The sequence below is a fragment of the Chitinophaga niastensis genome (genome assembly GCF_003014755.1).
Classification (GTDB): Bacteria; Bacteroidota; Bacteroidia; order Chitinophagales; family Chitinophagaceae; genus Chitinophaga; species Chitinophaga niastensis.
Genome location: NZ_PYAW01000001.1, coordinates 859,214 through 877,232 on the forward strand (window position 1 = coordinate 859,214; position 18,019 = coordinate 877,232).

General features: G+C 43.4%; 19 protein-coding genes and 1 riboswitch. Of the genes, 5 read left to right on the forward strand and 14 right to left on the reverse strand.

The genetic code is table 11. The features are described 5' to 3' along the window. Positions 1 to 328: 328 nt before the first annotated feature. From CLV51_RS03675 to CLV51_RS03690, 4 genes are all read right to left on the reverse strand, one after another. Positions 329 to 1,933, reverse strand: coding sequence for a DUF6377 domain-containing protein (locus tag CLV51_RS03675; protein ID WP_106526644.1), 1,605 nt, complete (start codon positions 1,931 to 1,933; stop codon positions 329 to 331). 127 nt (positions 1,934 to 2,060) lie between these two features. After that, entirely contained in the window at positions 2,061 to 2,528 is a 468-nt protein-coding gene (locus CLV51_RS03680; protein ID WP_106526645.1) for a copper resistance protein NlpE, read from the reverse strand. A gap of 47 nt (positions 2,529 to 2,575) precedes the next feature. Then, on the reverse strand, positions 2,576 to 3,724 hold the full coding sequence (locus CLV51_RS03685; protein WP_106526646.1) for an esterase-like activity of phytase family protein: 1,149 nt from the start codon (positions 3,722 to 3,724) through the stop codon (positions 2,576 to 2,578). Between the two features lie 192 nt (positions 3,725 to 3,916). Continuing rightward, complete coding sequence (locus CLV51_RS03690) at positions 3,917 to 4,069, reverse strand: lmo0937 family membrane protein (RefSeq protein ID WP_106526647.1); 153 nt, start codon at positions 4,067 to 4,069, stop codon at positions 3,917 to 3,919. A gap of 260 nt (positions 4,070 to 4,329) precedes the next feature. Between CLV51_RS03690 and CLV51_RS03695 the strand changes: the two genes are divergently transcribed. After that, on the forward strand, positions 4,330 to 4,797 hold the full coding sequence (locus CLV51_RS03695) for a ferritin-like domain-containing protein (protein ID WP_106526648.1): 468 nt from the start codon (positions 4,330 to 4,332) through the stop codon (positions 4,795 to 4,797). Positions 4,798 to 5,221: 424 nt separating this feature from the next. Here CLV51_RS03695 and thiH read toward each other — a convergent pair whose 3' ends face one another. The 7 genes from thiH to thiS form a co-directional block, all read right to left on the reverse strand. After that, positions 5,222 to 6,328, reverse strand: a complete 1,107-nt coding sequence (gene thiH / locus CLV51_RS03700) for a 2-iminoacetate synthase ThiH (RefSeq protein WP_106526649.1) — start codon at positions 6,326 to 6,328, stop codon at positions 5,222 to 5,224. A 31-nt stretch (positions 6,329 to 6,359) separates the two neighbouring features. Continuing rightward, positions 6,360 to 7,133 carry a thiazole synthase gene (locus CLV51_RS03705; RefSeq protein ID WP_106526650.1) on the reverse strand — a complete coding sequence of 258 codons (774 nt, stop codon included), beginning with the start codon at positions 7,131 to 7,133 and terminating at the stop codon, positions 6,360 to 6,362. Then, positions 7,121 to 7,753 (reverse strand): thiamine phosphate synthase, encoded by a 633-nt coding sequence (locus CLV51_RS03710; protein WP_106526651.1) that lies wholly within the window; start codon positions 7,751 to 7,753, stop codon positions 7,121 to 7,123. The genes CLV51_RS03705 and CLV51_RS03710 overlap by 13 nt, the downstream gene beginning before the upstream one ends. Then, entirely contained in the window at positions 7,750 to 8,502 is a 753-nt protein-coding gene (locus tag CLV51_RS03715) for a hydroxymethylpyrimidine/phosphomethylpyrimidine kinase (RefSeq protein ID WP_106526652.1), read from the reverse strand. Before CLV51_RS03715 ends, CLV51_RS03710 begins: the two co-directional genes overlap by 4 nt. Further along, positions 8,478 to 9,080 carry a thiamine phosphate synthase gene (locus CLV51_RS03720; protein ID WP_106526653.1) on the reverse strand — a complete coding sequence of 201 codons (603 nt, stop codon included), beginning with the start codon at positions 9,078 to 9,080 and terminating at the stop codon, positions 8,478 to 8,480. Before CLV51_RS03720 ends, CLV51_RS03715 begins: the two co-directional genes overlap by 25 nt. Positions 9,081 to 9,115: 35 nt before the next feature. Then, positions 9,116 to 10,972 (reverse strand): phosphomethylpyrimidine synthase ThiC, encoded by a 1,857-nt coding sequence (gene thiC, locus CLV51_RS03725; protein ID WP_106526654.1) that lies wholly within the window; start codon positions 10,970 to 10,972, stop codon positions 9,116 to 9,118. Between the two features lie 85 nt (positions 10,973 to 11,057). Continuing rightward, positions 11,058 to 11,261, reverse strand: a complete 204-nt coding sequence (thiS, locus tag CLV51_RS03730; protein ID WP_106526655.1) for a sulfur carrier protein ThiS — start codon at positions 11,259 to 11,261, stop codon at positions 11,058 to 11,060. Positions 11,262 to 11,314: 53 nt separating this feature from the next. After that, a riboswitch (TPP riboswitch) is annotated at positions 11,315 to 11,421 on the reverse strand. A gap of 127 nt (positions 11,422 to 11,548) precedes the next feature. Between thiS and CLV51_RS03735 the strand changes: the two genes are divergently transcribed. Next, positions 11,549 to 12,028: a lipocalin-like domain-containing protein gene (locus CLV51_RS03735; protein ID WP_106526656.1), complete on the forward strand. Its 480-nt coding sequence runs from the start codon at positions 11,549 to 11,551 to the stop codon at positions 12,026 to 12,028. Positions 12,029 to 12,111: 83 nt separating this feature from the next. Here the strand turns inward: CLV51_RS03735 and CLV51_RS03740 are convergent, their stop codons facing one another. From CLV51_RS03740 to dnaN, 3 genes are all read right to left on the reverse strand, one after another. After that, entirely contained in the window at positions 12,112 to 12,363 is a 252-nt protein-coding gene (locus CLV51_RS03740) for a hypothetical protein (RefSeq protein ID WP_106526657.1), read from the reverse strand. Positions 12,364 to 12,403: 40 nt separating this feature from the next. Then, positions 12,404 to 13,243 carry a sterol desaturase family protein gene (locus CLV51_RS03745; protein WP_106526658.1) on the reverse strand — a complete coding sequence of 280 codons (840 nt, stop codon included), beginning with the start codon at positions 13,241 to 13,243 and terminating at the stop codon, positions 12,404 to 12,406. Positions 13,244 to 13,659: 416 nt separating this feature from the next. Next, entirely contained in the window at positions 13,660 to 14,778 is a 1,119-nt protein-coding gene (gene dnaN / locus CLV51_RS03750) for a DNA polymerase III subunit beta (protein WP_106526659.1), read from the reverse strand. Positions 14,779 to 15,159: 381 nt separating this feature from the next. Between dnaN and CLV51_RS03755 the strand changes: the two genes are divergently transcribed. The 3 genes from CLV51_RS03755 (at position 15,160) to CLV51_RS03765 (ending at position 18,005) form a co-directional block, all read left to right on the forward strand. After that, the gene (locus CLV51_RS03755) at positions 15,160 to 16,419 is read left to right on the forward strand and encodes a pyridoxal phosphate-dependent aminotransferase (protein WP_106526660.1); all 1,260 of its coding nucleotides are present in this window, start codon (positions 15,160 to 15,162) and stop codon (positions 16,417 to 16,419) included. Between the two features lie 355 nt (positions 16,420 to 16,774). Then, positions 16,775 to 17,380 (forward strand): TetR/AcrR family transcriptional regulator, encoded by a 606-nt coding sequence (locus tag CLV51_RS03760; protein ID WP_106526661.1) that lies wholly within the window; start codon positions 16,775 to 16,777, stop codon positions 17,378 to 17,380. Between the two features lie 10 nt (positions 17,381 to 17,390). Next, positions 17,391 to 18,005 carry a TetR/AcrR family transcriptional regulator gene (locus CLV51_RS03765; protein WP_106526662.1) on the forward strand — a complete coding sequence of 205 codons (615 nt, stop codon included), beginning with the start codon at positions 17,391 to 17,393 and terminating at the stop codon, positions 18,003 to 18,005. The last annotated feature ends 14 nt before the right edge of the window (positions 18,006 to 18,019 follow it).

Sequence of the window (18,019 nt, forward strand, 5' to 3'; positions counted from 1 at the left end):
TAGTTTTTTCAGTAAACGGAAATAGTCGCTTGTATGCAGAGGCTTGCTCGACAGTTTAGCAACGTGGATTTAATTTTTCATTCGTGGGCCGACTTCGCGTCGCGGTCTTCTAAAATGGTTCTTTATTCTCTGATCGTATTTTGGTTTACTCTTTTACTTTAAATCAAAGTAAAAAATCAATCATCAGGTCAACAACTTTTACAAGTGAAATATAGAAAATAAATGAGAATATTAATGAAACTTCATTATAATAAATTGATATTCAATTTATTATAAACGTATATGCTTTAATTATATATTTATGCTATGAAGTAGTTTCCTGCCCGTTTTATAGCGCTTTGATATTCATAATCCGATTTTCAAATGCCTCATTGGGTAATAAAGAGCGCTTTTTGATTTTGGTTTTATAGGCGTAAATAGTGTTAACGGAATATTCCAGGATACTGGCAATTTTCTCGTTATCGGAGATGCCTATACGAATCAGGGCAAAAATCCGGAGGTCAGTATTCAGTAATTCGTTCTCTTTTAAGATGATCTGGTTGTCTTTATCAAAAAGGGTATTGAACTCTGCAACGAAGTGTGGAAATATTTTAAGGAATACCCGGTCAAAGTTGGTGAAAAGCTCTTCCCGCTCCTGCCTGATATTGATATTATTGACCAGGAATTTTAACTCATTGGGTTTATTATCGGCTAATTTTTGCTCAAGGGCATGTTTGATTTTTTCAATTTTGCCGATATAGTTAGCATTGATGTTGAAGCAATAGCCTACATATTCTTCTTTAATCTTATTGGCTTCCACCAGCTGATTATTGATTTCCTGCTGTTTAAGGTGAGCCGCCGTAATGATATGTTGCGCTGCTTTGAGTTTTTGTACCTGTCTGAATACCGTAATAGCCAATACCACCAAAGCAATCAGCAATAAGGTAACAAACGAGGCATATATTAATAAGGACCTGTTTCTTTCCTCAGCTGTATTAATTCTTTCGTGTTCTATAATTGGTAAAATGCTGCTTACCATTACTTTGCGCTGGCGGGCACCATAAAATACAGCTTCGGCAATAGCCTTTTCGATACAACGGGAAGCGGTAGCCACATCTCCCCGCTCAAATAGCAGGGTAGCCAGACTGTAACTGGCCATTGTTTCTTTTGTAGAAGATTTAATATCTGCAATAGCGGATCTTATCATAAGTGCTATAGCGGTATCCGGATTGTGAGCAGCCTCATAAATACCACCCAATGTACAGGCAGATATAGCCAGTTGCCGGTAGTTCAAACCCGGCTGATCCAGGTTGGGATAAACGGCCAGGGCAGAAGGAATATCGCCCATTTTAAAGTAAAGATGCCCCCTGTTGTATTTGTACTCAAATGAATTAACGGGTATCAGTTGCAGGGCAGAATCGATATACGTACTACCCATGTGAATATAGGAAGGCGTATAATACTTATCCTGGTTATAATCCGCCAGGTCAAAGTAGAGGCGGCCTTTCATCAGGTAAAACTCTGTCCGGATACTATCGGGCATCCCTGTAACGTCGATAGTATTTACAAAGGAGGATGTTTCTGTAAACATGCCCGAAGACAATAGAATATATCCCAGCTTCACTTTAGCGTAGGTAATGCGAACCGGGTCGTGCATTTCTTCTGCCAGCTGCTGTAACTGACGGGCATATACAAAGGCGGAATCGAAGCTAAAAACTTTATAGGCCTCATATAACTGCTGGTAGATGTGGAAGCGCAGCGGCAGATCATTGCTGGCCGCTCTTGTGAGGGAGCGTTTTATACTATCAATACCCCGCAGTTTGATGGAATCGTAGGTGGCCGATTTTTCCATAGTACGGTTCAACTCCCGGAGCAAACTGTCCATAGGTGTTTTGCCATACGCCCCCATACACATTGATATCAATAAAATCAGGCAGCCAAGAATGCGATTCATAGAAAAATTAGATGATAAAAGATTCGCTGGTCAGCGCTAAATTTAAGCGACTTTTTTGACATAATGTTTACCACCGGCTTATTTACACCGGTGATCTTTCTACATTGTATGATCCGCCCGGGGCTGCCTATGGTACTCTTTTCAGGCTATAGTTGAGACTGCTTTCAATAGTATGCTGATCTTTATCCAGCATTTTTAACTCATTTTCCCCCACCTGTTCAAAGAAACGCTGGAGATTCCTGTCTTTATCAGGATTGAGCTGTATAACTGTGGCATTGGGGTCAATGGCATTTCCGCGTAATATGCTATAAGTGCCTTCACTGGAGAATGTGGTCTCTTTACCGGATTTCATTCCCTGGTATGTTTCCTTCATTTTGAATTGGAAATCCGGATTTTTTTGCTGCTGGTGCAGGGTCAGTGTGGTTATAATTCCTTCGCAGTCAGCGCAGGGCAATTTGCCGGTATAGGTAATCCATTCAGCAGTATCAGTAGTGATGGAGTTCAGGGAAGCGCTGTCGGCATTACCCAGGCGCTTCCCCATATTTTGACAGGCCGCCATTGTTAAACTTCCGAATAATAGCAGAAAGTATTTCATAATGAGCGATTTACCTATCTATAACGTTGTTTACAGATGATTGTTTTTTATGGAATAATCTCGAACAGGAAAAACTGACTTTCTTCTGCCGCGGAAAAATTATTATCTGCTACAAATACCAGGCTTTGATGGCCATTAGGTAAAACCGGCCCATAGGTAACTCCTTCTATATTATCTATGTACTTACCCAAACTTGCAAAGTCGATAAGCAGCGTTTTAGTTGCCGGTTTAAAATGGGTATCGGCCTGTAAGGAATTAATATTATTTACGTTGGTAGCATTGCTCAGATCCGCTATAAAAACCTTGATAGTACAGTCTTTTATACCGGAAGAAAAAGACCGCTCTATCGTTAATATTTTGTGGTCAGAGAGTACCATGATATCGGAAATGCCATTGACTTTAAAAGCATTTTCCGGTATGGCTGCATGTGCTACCGGTTCCAGCTTATAGGCATACTGGGCAATGGGTTGGCGGGTATCGTTATTGTACTTAATAATGCGGGTGTAAGCGGTGGTATCGCGTACATCGGCGCGGGGCCCATCTTCATAGCGGGGCTCTTCCAGGCTTACATACATGTATTTATAGCCGGGGGTAAACCCTAGCCCTTCAAATACGCCATTGCGCCGTGGTCCGTTATTGGTAGCCTGCATCCTGAACTGTGTGGGCAGGGCAAAGGAATCTATATATTGACCAGTGGTACTGATTTCATATACTGCAGGATTGGTAAGTACGGTATCTTTGGGTTCTACAATCCGCTCTCCTTCACTACTCCATACAAGGCACCCTTTTTTTGCATTATAGCGCATTGCTTCCGGGTCGGGTGTGAGTGCTGCATTTGTTTTGCTGTCCGGATAGGCGTTACCGTTAGGTTGTAATAAAGTAGTTGCTGCAGTGAATCGCACACTGTCGAACGATTTATCAGAGAAATAAAGTTTAGCGGTATAAAAACGGGCAGGATTAAGTGCAGACCGGTCATCGCTGATGAGATAATACTGTTGTCTGCCGGCATCATAATCGATTCCTGATAATCCTCCTACTACCGTACCATTGAAAGACAGGTTATGCGGAACAACATATTGTCCGATGTATTGGAATTTGCCAATGCCGGTTGCGGATGGTGTTATTTTGTGTGTAGTACTGCAACTGATGATAGATAGCAGCAAGGGAGCGATCAGAAAAAGCCAGTATTTTTTCATGGCGGCAAGTTAGGAAATCTCCCGCATACGAAACGAGTCCCTGATCACCAGTCAGTGGTTCATCAAATGCTTCGGATGCACTATTTATTTATATAGTGATCTCTTGCATATGAAAATAAAGAAATTCCTTGTCTGATATACTGCAATTGAAAGCATATCAAACAAGGAATAAGTAAGTGGCAGCGCACAATGTTATAAAGCGCGGCCTCTTATAATATTGATGAGTATCGCAATAATAGCCAGCACAAGCAAGGCATGTATCAACGCACCTGCAGAGTAAACAAAGAAACCAAGTATCCATCCTATAATTAGAATTACTGCGATTAGATACAAAAGATTTGACATGTTGTAAGTATTTGATGCAGGAAGAGTACTTAAAAATTTGTGCCAATATGGTAATCTCCTTGTTTACAACCTTTAGTACGCCCTATGTGTAGTTATATTGTAGAAGCTTCTCCACCATACGAGAAAAAAAAGGACGGGAAAATTCTTTGCCGCGACTTGAAACGCTGTATGATACAGGGTTTAGTAAAATGGACGCATTTTTGAAAATGTTCATGTAGTACAACTAAGCGATCTCTTTATAACCATAAAATTTTTTGATCATGTTACAACAGGAAAAACTTGTTACTATCTTAAGCGACCTTGTAAAAATCAATAACGACAGAGTGGAGGGCTATAGGAAAGCGATTGCGGCTACTGATGATGTTGATCTGAAGGCACTGTTCCAGCGTATGATAGATGAAAGCAACAAATATGCTGTTACGTTGAATCAACAGTTAAAAGCCCATGGAGGAGATAAAGAAACCAGCACAACCACTTTCGGCAAATTATACCGCACCTGGATGGATGTGAAAACTACTTTCACAGGTAGCGACCGGCATGCTATCCTTTCTTCGTGTGAATATGGCGAAGATGCAGCGCAGCGCGCCTATATGGATGCTTTAAGAAGTGATACGCCTATGCCTTACATCGTGCGTGAAATTATTGCAGGTCAGCAGGCTGGTTTGAGAAATGCGCATGACACGATTAAGAGTTACAGGGATGTGGAAAAAGTTAAGGTGAGTCGTTAATTTAAAAAAAAATCCTGTGCATTTAATACCACGCTGTTCTTTTTGTTCAAATGGGGATGGAAAGCGGTTGTTCAGTATTACCATATTACTTTTGAATTACTGGTATTCCAATCATACTTATATTAATAAGTAATATGGCAACTACGGGATTTTCGGTACAGGGCTGCTTCTTCATCGTTTGAAGCAGCCCATTTTTATTGTACCGGCCGGATCAGAAAGCTGGAATAACAGGTGAAAAATAAGAAGAATACCTTTATTCTGTTCACTTAAGGGGGCGTCTGTTCATTTTGTTCAGTTTGCTCTTGCCCCTTTTTTATTCCAACGGCTGTGTTATCTTTATTATGATTGAGAGAAGTAATTCTTGTTATAATTTTGACCTCCCCCATGAAAAACTACAAGGTGGCCGATGAGCCACCTTCTCTTTTTAAGATAATACCTTATCCCAATCCTTCCATACCGGCTCATAACCCTGTTTTCTTAGCATTGCTGCTATAGCCGCCGCACTCCTGTCGTCTGATATTTCAAACTGCTCCAACGACTGTGGGTCAACTGCATAGCCACCCGGATTGGTTTTAGATCCCGCGCTCATGGTAGTAATACCCAAATGAACGATATGGTCCCTGAATTTTTCCTGCTCACGGGTAGAAATACTAAGCTCAACTTCCTGGTTAAACAGCCGGTAGGCGCATATGAGCTGCACCAGCTCCCGGTCGTTCATGGCTACCTTTGGGGTAAGGCCACCTGAAAAGGGCCGCAGACGCGGAAAGGAAATGCTGTATTTCGTTTGCCAGTATTTTTTTTCAAGATATTGTAAATGCAGTGCTGTAAAGAAACTATCTGTTCTCCAATCCTCCAGTCCAATTAATACCCCCAGCCCCATTTTATGGATGCCTGCGCGGCCCAGTCTGTCCGGGGTTTCCAGGCGATAATCAAAGCTGGACTTACGCCCCTTTGGGTGATGTTTTTTATAATCTTCCTGATGATAGGTTTCCTGGTATACCAGCACAGCATGTAGCCCCAACTCACTCAATGCGCTGTAATCGGCTTCGTCCATGGGTTGTACTTCCATGGAGATGTTGGCAAAATGTGGGCGGATCAGCTGTAATACCTTTTTAAAGTAATCGATACCCACCAGCTGGCTGGCTTCGCCGGTTACCAGCAATACATGTTCATAGCCCATTTCCTTGATGGCAGCCGTTTCCAGCAATATCTCCCCGGGACTGAGGGTTTTTCGCCGGATCTTGTTATCCAGGCTAAACCCGCAGTAGGTACAGATATTCTGGCATTCGTTGGACAGATATAGTGGTATATACAACTGCATGGTATGGCCAAATCGCTGCTTCGTAAGCAGGCTGCTCATGGCTGCCATGGGTTCCAGGTAGGCTGCTGCCGCGGGAGATATGAGTGCAGCAAAATCATCGAGGGTGCGGCGATTGCTGTGCAGCGCCTGTTCAACATCCTGCGGCGTTTTAGCATAGATGCCCGCTTTAACCTCGTTCCACTCATACTGATCAAATATGCTTTTAAACATGATGAAGGATTAATAAGATGATGAAATTGATTTATGCCTCATCCAGAAAAGCAATCAACGGACTGGAGGCAACGGCCTGGGAATTGGTGGCCGGTAACCCTGCCTCATAAGCCATGCGACCAGCTTCCACAGCAGCTTTGAAGGCGGCGGCCATCCTTACCGGATCTTTGGCTACGGCAATAGCTGTATTCACTAAAACAGCGCTGGCACCCATTTCCATGGCTTGTGCGGCATGGGACGGACTGCCAATACCAGCATCTACGATAACCGGTACATTGCTCTGGGCGATAATGATCTCCAGGAAGTCGAATGTTTTTAAGCCCTTGTTGCTGCCGATGGGTGCGCCCAGTGGCATTACAGCCGCTACGCCCACCTCTTCCAGACGTTTGCATAAAACGGGATCTGCGTGGATGTAAGGTAGTACCACAAAGCCCAGCTTTACCAGCTCGGCTGCGGCCAGCCAGGTTTCTACCGGATCGGGCATAAGGTAACGGGGATCAGGATGTATTTCCAGTTTGATCCAGTTTGTTTCCAGCGCTTCGCGGGCTAACTGTGCCGCATACACGGCCTCTTTTGCCGTGCGTACACCGGAAGTATTTGGAAGCAGGTTAATCCCCGGATGTATAAGGTGCCGGAGCATATCATCTGCTTTATTATTCATTTCCACCCGTTTGAGTGCTACGGTCACCAGCTCGCTGCCCGAGGCCAGTAGCGCGTTTTCCATTATCTGTGCGGAAGAAAATTTACCGGTACCAGTAAACAACCGGGAGGAAAATTGCCTGTCGGCTATCATTAATGGACCCATGTTGATGATTGATTTACTTGTTCATAAATACTGCGCACCAACTGTTGTTTATCTGTTGCATGCGTAATTAATCCACTGGCTGCAATGCCATGAATGCCCGTTTGCATCAGTGCAGGAATATCTTCCAATAAAATACCTCCAATGGCAATTACGGGAATGGATATACGTTTTTCCTGTAATTCCTGCATGATTGCCTGATAGCCACTTAATCCCAGCACAGGACTGAGGTTTTGTTTGGTAGTAGTGAACCGGTACGGCCCTACCCCAACATAGCTGGCGCCATCCTGGACATGTTGCAGGATATCTGCTATTGTATTAGCAGTGCCACCAATTGTCATGTTATTGCCTGTGATGGCCCTTGCGGCGGCTACAGACATGTCCAGCCTGCCCACATGTACGCCTGTGGCGCCTACGGCTACAGCAATATGTGGATAGTCATTGATGATAAGTGCTGACTGATAACGGTCACATATTTTTTTTACGGCTTCCGCTACCGGCATAATTTTTTCCGGTAACTCATTTTTAATCCGCAACTGTATCCATTTGCAACCGGCGTCACAGGCTGCCAGGATATTGTCGGTATGCGACGCTTGCGATATATAGTGTAATGTGCTGATCATTTGTAATGGTATCCTGTTAGTGAAGAATGGCTTGCCAGTAATTTTTCCGTATATACTTTACCGTTATAACAGGCATCATGGATGGATTGCCCCAGTGCAAGGCCGGCTGTTACGGCGGCAGACAATACACAGCCGGAGCCATGTTTGGGAAATACAATGCCATTGCCCGGCGGATAAACGTGTATTACATTACCGGTGTATAAAGTATCGCAACCGGGTTTGTTTTTGTGATGCCCACCCTTCAGCAGTATCGCACAATAAACCGATAGTTGTTTGGCCGCTGCTTCTCCATCTTCCATGCCTGCTAACAGTAACGCTTCATCGTAGTTAGGCGTGAGCAGGTAAATTTCTGATAACAACTCCTTCCATGCCTGCTGATGTATGCTGCCATGGAAAGTGTGGCCTGCAGAAGCCTTAAGTACCGGGTCTACAACAATACGTATACCGGGTGCCAGTTGTTTTACCTGTCGGATGAGCTCCAGTAAAGCTTGTATATCCGGCATAATGCCAATCTTGCAATACTGCACCTGGCAGCTTGTTAGCAACGGTTTGGCCTGTGCCAGTATATGCGTTACCGGTAGCCACTCTACCGACATAAACTGATCGGCTGTTTGCACCGTAATAGCGGTGCATATGCCGAATCCATACACGCGGTGTTGTTCAAATGTTTTGATATCTGCCAGTAAACCTGCGCCCCCGCTTGGATCCAGGCCGGCAAAGCTCATCACGTAAGGTCGCTCTTGTTCCATAATTCCTGTATACGGTAATAATTTTCAACAGCTTGCAGCGGCGTTTGCCAGATAGTACCCAGTAAGGCCGCTCCATCAAATTGCCAGCGTTTTAGTAAGCCTATATTAGTATGATCCACACCACCCAACGCTAATACATTGTGATTGCCTTTGTTTTTTAATGCCTGCGCAAACATCCCCTCGTAGCCTGGTTTGGAGATGCTGTTGAATACAGGGCTCAGCAATAAAGTACTGAAGTTGTTGTCTGCTTCCGGTATTTGTTCAAGCGAATGAACACCGGTACTGTTTTGCGGGTATTGTTTCAGTAGCTGTTTCAGTTGATCGGGTGTAAATAATGCCCGCGACTTCCAGCTCCAGTGTACACCCGCCAGGGAGTACCGGCTTTGGGCCCAGAGATTATCGCGCATAATGATACGGTCATAATAGGCAACATCTATTTTTTCCAGTAGTGCAGTATGTTGGGCCATTGTCCATTCCGGTTTGCGTATTAATACCCGTGCAGCGCCGGCCTGCAGCAGCTCAACTATTATTTTTTCTTCTTCGTGTATACGTTCAGGTGATGTGATGATCCAAATCATTAAAAATGATTTTGATATTAAAAGAATCTCAGGAATTATAAATAGATTTCTCCACCCTGTTCAGCAAATGATTTCGCTTTTTCTTCCATACCTGCTGTCAGCGCTTCTTCTGCGGCCATGCCTTGCTGAGCTGCAAATTCCCTTACTTCCTGTGTGATTTTCATAGAACAGAAATTAGGTCCGCACATGGAGCAGAAATGGGCCACTTTTGCGCCTTCAGCAGGCAATGTTTCATCGTGATAAGAACGTGCTGTTTCCGGATCTAATGATAAATTAAACTGGTCTTCCCAACGGAATTCAAACCGGGCTTTGCTGAGGGCATTGTCCCTGTGTTGTGCGCCGGGATGGCCTTTGGCCAGGTCAGCTGCATGCGCCGCTATTTTGTAGGTAATAACTCCTTGTCTTACGTCTTCTTTATTTGGTAGTCCAAGATGTTCCTTAGGGGTTACATAACACAACATCGCAGTGCCAAACCAGCCTATCATGGCGGCGCCTATACCGGAGGTGATATGATCATAGCCCGGAGCAATATCAGTGGTTAAAGGACCCAGGGTGTAGAATGGAGCTTCATGGCAGTGTTCCAGCTGTTTATCCATGTTTTCTTTGATCAGGTGCATCGGTACATGACCAGGGCCTTCTATCATCACCTGTATCTGGTGTTTCCACGCTATTTTGGTAAGCTCTCCCAGTGTTTCCAGTTCAGCAAACTGAGCTGCATCGTTGGCATCCGCTATACTGCCGGGGCGCAGGCCATCACCCAGTGAAAAGGACACGTCATATGCCTTCATGATCTCACAGATCTCTTCAAAATGTGTATACAGGAAATTTTCTTTGTGATGTGCCAGGCACCATTTTGCCATGATAGAGCCGCCACGGGATACGATGCCTGTCATTCGTTTAGCCGTTAACGGTATATATCTTAATAACACACCTGCATGAATGGTGAAATAGTCAACGCCTTGCTCTGCCTGTTCTATCAGGGTATCGCGGAATATTTCCCAGGTGAGGGCCTCGGCTTTACCGTTTACTTTCTCCAGTGCCTGGTAAATGGGTACTGTACCAATGGGAACAGGCGAATTGCGGATAATCCATTCCCTGGTTTCGTGGATGTTTTTGCCGGTGCTGAGATCCATAATAGTATCAGCGCCCCAGCGGCAGGACCACACTGCTTTTTCCACCTCTTCTTCTATGCTGGAAGTAACAGCGGAGTTACCGATGTTGGCATTTATCTTCACTAAAAAATTACGGCCAATGATCATTGGTTCACTTTCGGGGTGATTGATATTAGCGGGTATAATAGCTCTGCCGGCAGCAATTTCCTGGCGTACAAATTCCGGCGTAATATATTTTACTGGTGTGTTGGCGCCGAAACTGTTTCCTTTATGCTGTTGCCAGAGGTCATTGTGCTGTTCATATAATTTATCTACGCATTGATTTTCACGGATGGCAATGTATTCCATTTCCGGCGTGATAATTCCTTGTTGCGCGTAATAAAGTTGTGTTACATTTTTTCTTGGTTTTGCGCGGAAAGGCTTGTTGGTATTGCTCATGAGCGGCATTTTTCCGCCATCCTGCAACAGTTGCTGTATGTGTGGACTGGAAAATTCCGGGAGCTGCTCTACATCTCCCCTGCGGGTAATCCATTCCTGTCTGATACGCGGAATGCCTGTACTAACGTCAATATATATACGTGGATCAGAAAACGCGCCGCTGGTATCATATACTATTACCGGGGCATTGGGTGTAGCAGCGCCATTTTTTCCGTGCATGCGGGTATCCGTGAGGGTTACACGACGCATGGCCACTTTAATAGGATGTATGCTGCCATCGATATAAATTTTTTCCGAAGCAGGGAAAGGAGCGCGACTAATAGCCGCATGCTGATTATGCATGTTGTTTGGATTTTTACAGATAGAAATAATGGTTCCGTAATATTTAACTACGGAAAAGGATATACGAAAATTGATAGATAGGCATTTACCCGCCTTGTGTAGCGCGTATAATAGTAATGTTATCAGCGGCCGATAATGATTGGTTTTCCCAGGATCCCTTAGGTATTACCTGGTTGTTGACGGCTACTGCAATGCCTTTTTGAGCAGAGAGTTGAATAAACTGTAAGAGTGCAGCAATGGTTATTCCCGGCTGCACCGCATAAAGTTTATTGTTTACATGCACTTCCATGATTATTGGAATTAAAGTGAAACAATAAACTTTAAGGATGTGGAAAGATGAAGAAAGGTTCAGTTACTTTTCCCTACGGCAGTATGAACTGCTTCAGGTACTGAGGGTATCATCTCAGTTTATCCATATTTACTTTGGATAAACACCCCTAAAGTGATGGCGTAAAAGTAATGTAAATATTAGAAATAACGAATAACGAATTGCGAATTACAGATTTATGTGGAAATTCAAATGAACATCTTCACTAAAATTCGCAATTCATAATTCGTAATTCGTAATTTAGGACTATGGTAAGATTCAATTTGCTGTGTCTGTCTTTATTGATAATGACTGTTGCGTGTAATCCGGTACATAAGGAGCCGGTGGAGGAAGTGCGTCATGACAGTAGTTTGGTGAATACCGCAGACAGCAGTAATGCCGGCATTACTGATAGCATCGCTGCTGTTGCGGATACGCTGCATGTTGATGCAGCTAAGCTCATAGGAAAATGGATGCAGCCTGTAGCAGGCGTAGAAAAAGAAATGCAGGGTTTTCAACTAAGAAAGAACGGAACCGCCAGATCCATTAATATGTACACGTTGGTATATGAAAAATGGCAGCTGGCGCACGATACGTTACTCTTATGGAACCATTCTGAAGGTGTAAAAGATACATCCGGAATGGTGGATACGATTATTATTAAAGCGCTGTCAGATACTTCGCTGGTATTGTTTCCTGTAAAGGCCGCCGAGGGTTATACAGAAAAATACCGGAAGAGTATTAAATAGCTTTTAGCATTTAGTATTTAGCTTTTGGTGTGTTTTGCACCAGTATTAGTTTTTACTAACAGCTAATAGCTAACAACTAATTGCTAGTTATAAATTTGCCACAGTCCTACGAGACAGGCTACAACAGCCATAAATACGCCGGCAGCGGCGAGTTGCATATCATCAATATTTTTTCTGCCAATGTATAAGGATGTTAAGCCGATAAGGGCGCCTATTGCACCTGCGGTTACTGCGTAGGAGGGCGTTTTTGTACTAAAGGCAAATGCTGCCGATAATACACCAATAATCAGCGCTGATATACAGGCCGTTTTTGTTAAAGCTGTTGAATGTTGCATATATATTCGAATTTTTAAAAACAGGTGAAGGAATAATTGTTTATAGGTTATTATGTTGACCACTTAATTTTTCACTTGCAGAATAGTTTTGTTCCCAGGGCACTTTCAATAGTGGTCCTATTTCCTGGTAGCGGGTGTCCTGATATTGATCCAGGCCATATTTAATGTTCCTGGTATCCGCTACTTTCACGAAGGTGCCGAAGAGCCGGTCCCATATAGAAAAAATATTAGCATAATTCGCATCCGTTTCCGGCTGAAAATGGCTGTGATGTACTTTGTGCATATCCGGTGATACAATAACCCAGCTTAGTGTATTATCCAGCCATTGAGGCAACCTGATATTGGCGTGATTGAACTGCGACATAAAAGCGGATATCGTCTGATAAAACATAACCATCCAGAAAGGCACACCCATAGTGATAATGGCAACAAACAATGCAATTACCCTGAACAGGCTTTCTACAGGATGATGACGTAAAGCAGTGGTTGCATCTATCTGTGTATCTATATGATGTATTTTATGAAAATGCCACATCCAGGCTGTTTTATGCTGTACCCAATGTATGAGCCAGGCGCCGATGAAATCCAGCATCAGCAGGGCCATGACAGTATGCAGCCATAACGGCAATTGCAGCCAGTACAGGAGCCCGAACTGCTTTGCGCTGGTCCACAGGGAAGCCTTCACTATCAGAAACGCCAGCCCCGTGTTTATAATCACCGTAGTGAGTGTAAAGAACAGGTTGGTGCCGGCATGCCGGTAGCGGTTACTGGAAAAGCGGAACCGGGGCACCAGGCCTTCGATAATCCATAATAACAGCAGCCCGCCCACCAATATGGCAGTACGATAGCCAGACGGAATATTTTCGAAAAATGTTACCATAATGCTGGTAAAATATATATACTAGTGTATTACTGTGCGCTATGTGTTTATGTTCTTTATGGTTCTTCTGACCAGGCCAACAAAATCTTTACTGCGGATATGGGGAGGTGGTTACATTCTATTCTGTAATAAACAGCATCCTATGTGCGTTACTGTTATTACCCTTGCATTGCTGTTCTGAATTTGTTTGATTGCTGTTTATATGTTGCAACCAGCTAAACCCGGGCAAAAAATACAACTATTTGGGGAATAAATAAAGGGCTCTTTGGGGCCACAGGCAAAGAAAAAGCAACCTCTTTGTGAGAGATTGCTTTATGTATTATCTTTTAGCTATAAGCGTTTCGCTTTTAACAAATTTTATTTTAGTGTAGCCGTTAACTTTAGATTCCTGACTGCTAACGGGCAGCAGCTAATGACTAGTTATTCAGCATTAATGGCATCACCAGCATGAGCAGATCTTCGTTTTCTTCTTTTTCAGAAGGTTTCAGGATGCCGGCTTTAGTAGCGGTAGCCAGGTCAATGGAAATTTCGTCACCTTCTGCAGCGTTCAGCATTTCGATGAGGAATTTGGCATTGAAAGCGATCTGCATGTCATCGCCGGTGTACTGGCAGTTCATGCGTTCGTTACCTTCAAAAGAGAAGTCCACATCCTGTGCAGACAATTGCAGTTCGCTGCCGGTGATACTCAGGGCTACCTGGTTGGTGCTCTTGTTCGCGAATACCCCTACACGTTTTAACGCGTTCTGGAAGTCGCTTTTAACCACTGTAAGGCGATATGGATTATCTTTTGGTATTACCACCTTATAGTCAGGGAAACGTGCGTCAATGAGGCGGCAAATCATTTGTGCGCCTTCATGTTGTACGAAGAAGTGGTTCTGGCTATAAGATATTTTGATTTCAGTATCGTTATCAGGCAGGGCAGATTTTAGCAGGTTCAATGGTTTTTTAGGCACAATGAAACTATCTGCCTGCGGGCATTTTACATCTGTTCTTACATATTTCACCAGGCGATGTGCATCGGTGGCTACAAATGTGAGGCTATCGGTAGCAATTTCGAAGAATACGCCGGTCATAGCAGGGCGCAGGTCATCGTTGCTCACGGCAAACAGGGTTTTGTTGATGGCTGTTACCAGGCCTGTTGCTGCCATGGTAAAAGAGGTTGTGTCATCAGCTGCTGGTTCTTTCGGGAAATTTTCCGGATTTTCGCCCATCACTTTGTACTTACCGTTGTCGGAAGTGATTTCCACTGCAAAAGAGTTCAGGTCGATGTGGAAAGTGAGTGGCTGATCAGGCAGATTTTTGAGAGAATCCATCATAATCTTCGCCGGTATGCAGATCCGTCCGCTTTCCTTGGCTTCCACCTCCAGCTTCACCCGCATAACAGTTTCCAGGTCAGTAGCAACTACAGTCAGTTCGTTTTTGTCAATCAGGAAAAGAAAATCCTCCAGTATAGGCAATACTGTATTGGAATTGATAACACCGCTGATCTGTTGTAATTGTTTTAATAAAGTAGAGGAAGAAACAATAAATTTCATGATTTATATAAGTTTGCTTGACATGCTATGTAATTGGTAATCTCCGCTGCACGGCCATCTCTTCACATAATACCCGCGTAAAAGGTGTAAATGTACTGTAAAACAAAGATAGAAAGTTTTGTCATTCTCCCTAATTTCATCACATCTTATACACTAAGATAACATGGTTTTACACAACGATTTGCAAGGTGTGATATATGCATAAAAATGATAATGCTGAATAGAAAGATTAAAAAGATAGGTTTAGTTAGATGAGATGCAATAAGTTGTATTGTTTATTGATGAATGAGAAAAGAATTAGGGTATTCTTTTAAATTATCTTCAAATCGGTTACTTTTGCCGCGCTGAAAAATTATTCCAAACCAACAAAAAAAGCAGGTTATGAAACTGTCTCATTTAGCCGAAACATTGATTGGATCCGAAATCATTAAGTTAGCAGCTGAAATAAAGGAGAAGCAGGCCAAGGGCGAGAAGATTTATAATTTCACAATTGGCGATTTTGACCCGAAGGTATTTCCCATCCCGGTTGAATTTGAACAGGAAATCATAACTGCCTATAAGGAGCACCTGACTAACTATCCTCCTGCCGACGGTATTCCGGAGCTGAGGAAAGCAGTAGGTGATTTCATCGCAGAACGTGAAGGCCTCTCCTACGATCCTGCTAAAGAGATCGTGATTTCCTGCGGTGGCCGTCCTATCATTTACGCTACATTCAGAACAATTGTAGATCGTGGTGAGAAAGTGGTATACGCTACTCCTTCCTGGAACAACAACCACTATACCCACTTCCTGGAAGCGGAACACGTAGTGCTGGAAACCAAAGCAGAGAACGATTTTATGCCTACTGCTGCAGAACTGAAGCCCCTGCTGAAAGGTGCTACCCTGCTGGCATTGTGCTCTCCACAGAACCCAACCGGTACTGCTTTCGGCAAACAACAGCTGGAAGAAATCTGCGACCTGGTACTGGCAGAAAACAAAAGCAGGAGTGCAGACGAAAAACCACTCTATGTAATGTTTGACCAGATGTATTGGGTGCTCACTTTTGGTGAAACACATCACCACAATCCGGTTACACTGCGTCCTGAATTGAAGGACTACACTATCTTCATCGATGGTATGAGTAAGGCCTTTGCTGCTACCGGCGTAAGAGTTGGCTGGGCGTTAGGACCTGCACACGTGATCGCTAAAATGAAGTCTATCCTGTCGCACGTTGGCGCCTGGAGCCCAATGGCAGAACAGAAAGCAGCAGCACGCTACCTTGTACAAAAAGAAAATGTGGATAAGTACCTGCAACACTTCAAAGGTGAAATCGAAGAAAGACTGGTGAAAATTTACCAGGGCTTCGATAACCTGAAGAAAGCCGGTCATAAAGTAGATGCGGTTGCTCCACAAGCGGCGATTTACCTCACCATCAAATTTGACCTGGTAGGCAAACAGACTGCTGATGGTACTAAACTGGAAGATCAGGCTGCTGTTACTTCCTACATCCTGAACGAAGCTAAAATAGCCCTGGTGCCGTTTTATGCATTCGGTTCTGCTAAAAATTCTCCATGGTACCGCCTGAGTGTGGGTACTTGTGTGAAAGAAGAAATTCCGGCTATGTTTGAAAAATTAAAGGCCGCACTGGAGAAACTGAAGTAAGGATTTAGCATAAAGCTTTTAGATATTAGCCCCGGGAGATGCTCTCCCGGGGCTTTTTGTCTTACTCCCGATTAGGCTGATTATACTGATTACCCTGATTTTATTTTTCCGATTTTGAAAGATTTAAAAGATGAGCGAAGATCAGAGCGATTATATCCGCTCTGATCTTCGCTCATCTTTTAAAATCAAAAAAAATCAGGGTAATCAGCATAATCAGCCTAATCGGGAGTAAGACTATTTGACTTTCTGACTTTTGTCATCAAAAAGTTAAATACCTGTTAAATGGACAACCTGTGTTACTATTTCGGAAAATGTTCCTAATTTTGACCTTGAAACTAAAAAAGTCAAAAAGTTAATGCATACAGAGACAAAAGACGAAATGCAGGAGAAGATCCTGGACGCAGCTCTGAAGCGTTTTACTCACTATGGCGCTTCAAAGACTACCATGAACGAGATTGCCGATGATCTTCATTGCTCAAAGGCATCGTTATATTATTATTTCCCTGATAAGAACGCCATGCACATGGCGGTGCTGGAAAGAATTGCGGAAGCATACTTCCAGGAGATGGAAAAAGAAACGCAGCAGGTGAAATCAGCCTCAAAGGCACTGAATAACATTATTGAAATAAGAAGAATTTTTGTGAGTAAGTTCTGCAGATTGGAAATATTTAAAATTTTGCAGGATGGCAATTCTTTCTTTTATGCAGGAATGATAAAAGCAAAGAAACGGGAGATAGAAATTCATACAGAGATTATCAAAGCGGGCATTGCTTCCGGAGAATTTAAAGTGAAGCATCCCGCAAAAGCAGCGGAATTATTAGTGCAGTCACTGATGGGGCTCCGCTTTTCAGTACCGGACCATTTCAGAAATGATGCGGACCTGAACGAAGAACAGTTTGCACAAGTGATAGAAAAACAAAAGCAACTGCTGGAGATATTTATTAAAGGCATGAAAGCATAAAACGGAAATAATGGTGGTGAGAGAACGGATACTGGAAACGGCATTAAAAATGTTCAGAACATATGGTGTGAAAGGGGTGACCATGTTTGATATAGCCCGCGATTGCGGGATTTCCAAAAAAACAGTATACGAACATTTTGCAGACAAACAGTCACTGATAGATGAAGGAATGCAGCAACTGCTGAATAGCCACATCGCTTATTTTAATGAATGTCTGCAAACTACAGAAAATGCTATCGAAGAGCAGGTGCGTAATATGAGATATATTGTCACACTTGCCAAAACCCTTAACCCGGTTATGCTGTTCGAGATCCGGAAATATCATCCGGATACCTGGCGCAGCATCGAAAACTTTAAAGCAGATAGCATACTGTATAACATCAAAGAGAATTTAAAAAGAGGGATGACGGAAGGCCTATACCGTCAGAACCTCCACATCGATATTGTAGCACGCATGCGCCAGCTGCAGCTGGAAGCTGCTTTTGATCCAATCCAGTTCCCGGCAGATCAGTTTGAAATGCCCACGGTAATGGACCAGGTAACTGCCCATTTTATATTGGGAATTGCCACTATTAAAGGACATAAACTGGTAAACCAGTATCTGCAAATTAAAGAAGAAGAATAAACTACTACGACGCT

Excerpts from the sequence above, each read along its gene's own strand:
- CLV51_RS03710 (WP_106526651.1), bottom strand. The coding sequence starts at position 7,753 with ATGATCAGCACATTACACTATATATCGCAAGCGTCGCATACCGACAAT.
- CLV51_RS03685 (WP_106526646.1), bottom strand. The coding sequence starts at position 3,724 with ATGAAAAAATACTGGCTTTTTCTGATCGCTCCCTTGCTGCTATCTATC.
- CLV51_RS03705 (WP_106526650.1), bottom strand. The coding sequence starts at position 7,133 with ATGGGTCCATTAATGATAGCCGACAGGCAATTTTCCTCCCGGTTGTTT.
- CLV51_RS03765 (WP_106526662.1), top strand. The coding sequence starts at position 17,391 with ATGGTGGTGAGAGAACGGATACTGGAAACGGCATTAAAAATGTTCAGA.
- thiS (WP_106526655.1), bottom strand. The coding sequence starts at position 11,261 with ATGGAAGTGCATGTAAACAATAAACTTTATGCGGTGCAGCCGGGAATA.
- CLV51_RS03675 (WP_106526644.1), bottom strand. The coding sequence starts at position 1,933 with ATGAATCGCATTCTTGGCTGCCTGATTTTATTGATATCAATGTGTATG.
- CLV51_RS03745 (WP_106526658.1), bottom strand. The coding sequence starts at position 13,243 with ATGGTAACATTTTTCGAAAATATTCCGTCTGGCTATCGTACTGCCATA.
- CLV51_RS03695 (WP_106526648.1), top strand. The coding sequence starts at position 4,330 with ATGTTACAACAGGAAAAACTTGTTACTATCTTAAGCGACCTTGTAAAA.
- CLV51_RS03755 (WP_106526660.1), top strand. The coding sequence starts at position 15,160 with ATGAAACTGTCTCATTTAGCCGAAACATTGATTGGATCCGAAATCATT.
- thiC (WP_106526654.1), bottom strand. The coding sequence starts at position 10,972 with ATGCATAATCAGCATGCGGCTATTAGTCGCGCTCCTTTCCCTGCTTCG.
- CLV51_RS03720 (WP_106526653.1), bottom strand. The coding sequence starts at position 9,080 with ATGATTTGGATCATCACATCACCTGAACGTATACACGAAGAAGAAAAA.
- thiH (WP_106526649.1), bottom strand. The coding sequence starts at position 6,328 with ATGTTTAAAAGCATATTTGATCAGTATGAGTGGAACGAGGTTAAAGCG.
- CLV51_RS03735 (WP_106526656.1), top strand. The coding sequence starts at position 11,549 with ATGGTAAGATTCAATTTGCTGTGTCTGTCTTTATTGATAATGACTGTT.
- CLV51_RS03690 (WP_106526647.1), bottom strand. The coding sequence starts at position 4,069 with ATGTCAAATCTTTTGTATCTAATCGCAGTAATTCTAATTATAGGATGG.
- CLV51_RS03680 (WP_106526645.1), bottom strand. The coding sequence starts at position 2,528 with ATGAAATACTTTCTGCTATTATTCGGAAGTTTAACAATGGCGGCCTGT.
- CLV51_RS03740 (WP_106526657.1), bottom strand. The coding sequence starts at position 12,363 with ATGCAACATTCAACAGCTTTAACAAAAACGGCCTGTATATCAGCGCTG.
- CLV51_RS03715 (WP_106526652.1), bottom strand. The coding sequence starts at position 8,502 with ATGGAACAAGAGCGACCTTACGTGATGAGCTTTGCCGGCCTGGATCCA.
- dnaN (WP_106526659.1), bottom strand. The coding sequence starts at position 14,778 with ATGAAATTTATTGTTTCTTCCTCTACTTTATTAAAACAATTACAACAG.
- CLV51_RS03760 (WP_106526661.1), top strand. The coding sequence starts at position 16,775 with ATGCATACAGAGACAAAAGACGAAATGCAGGAGAAGATCCTGGACGCA.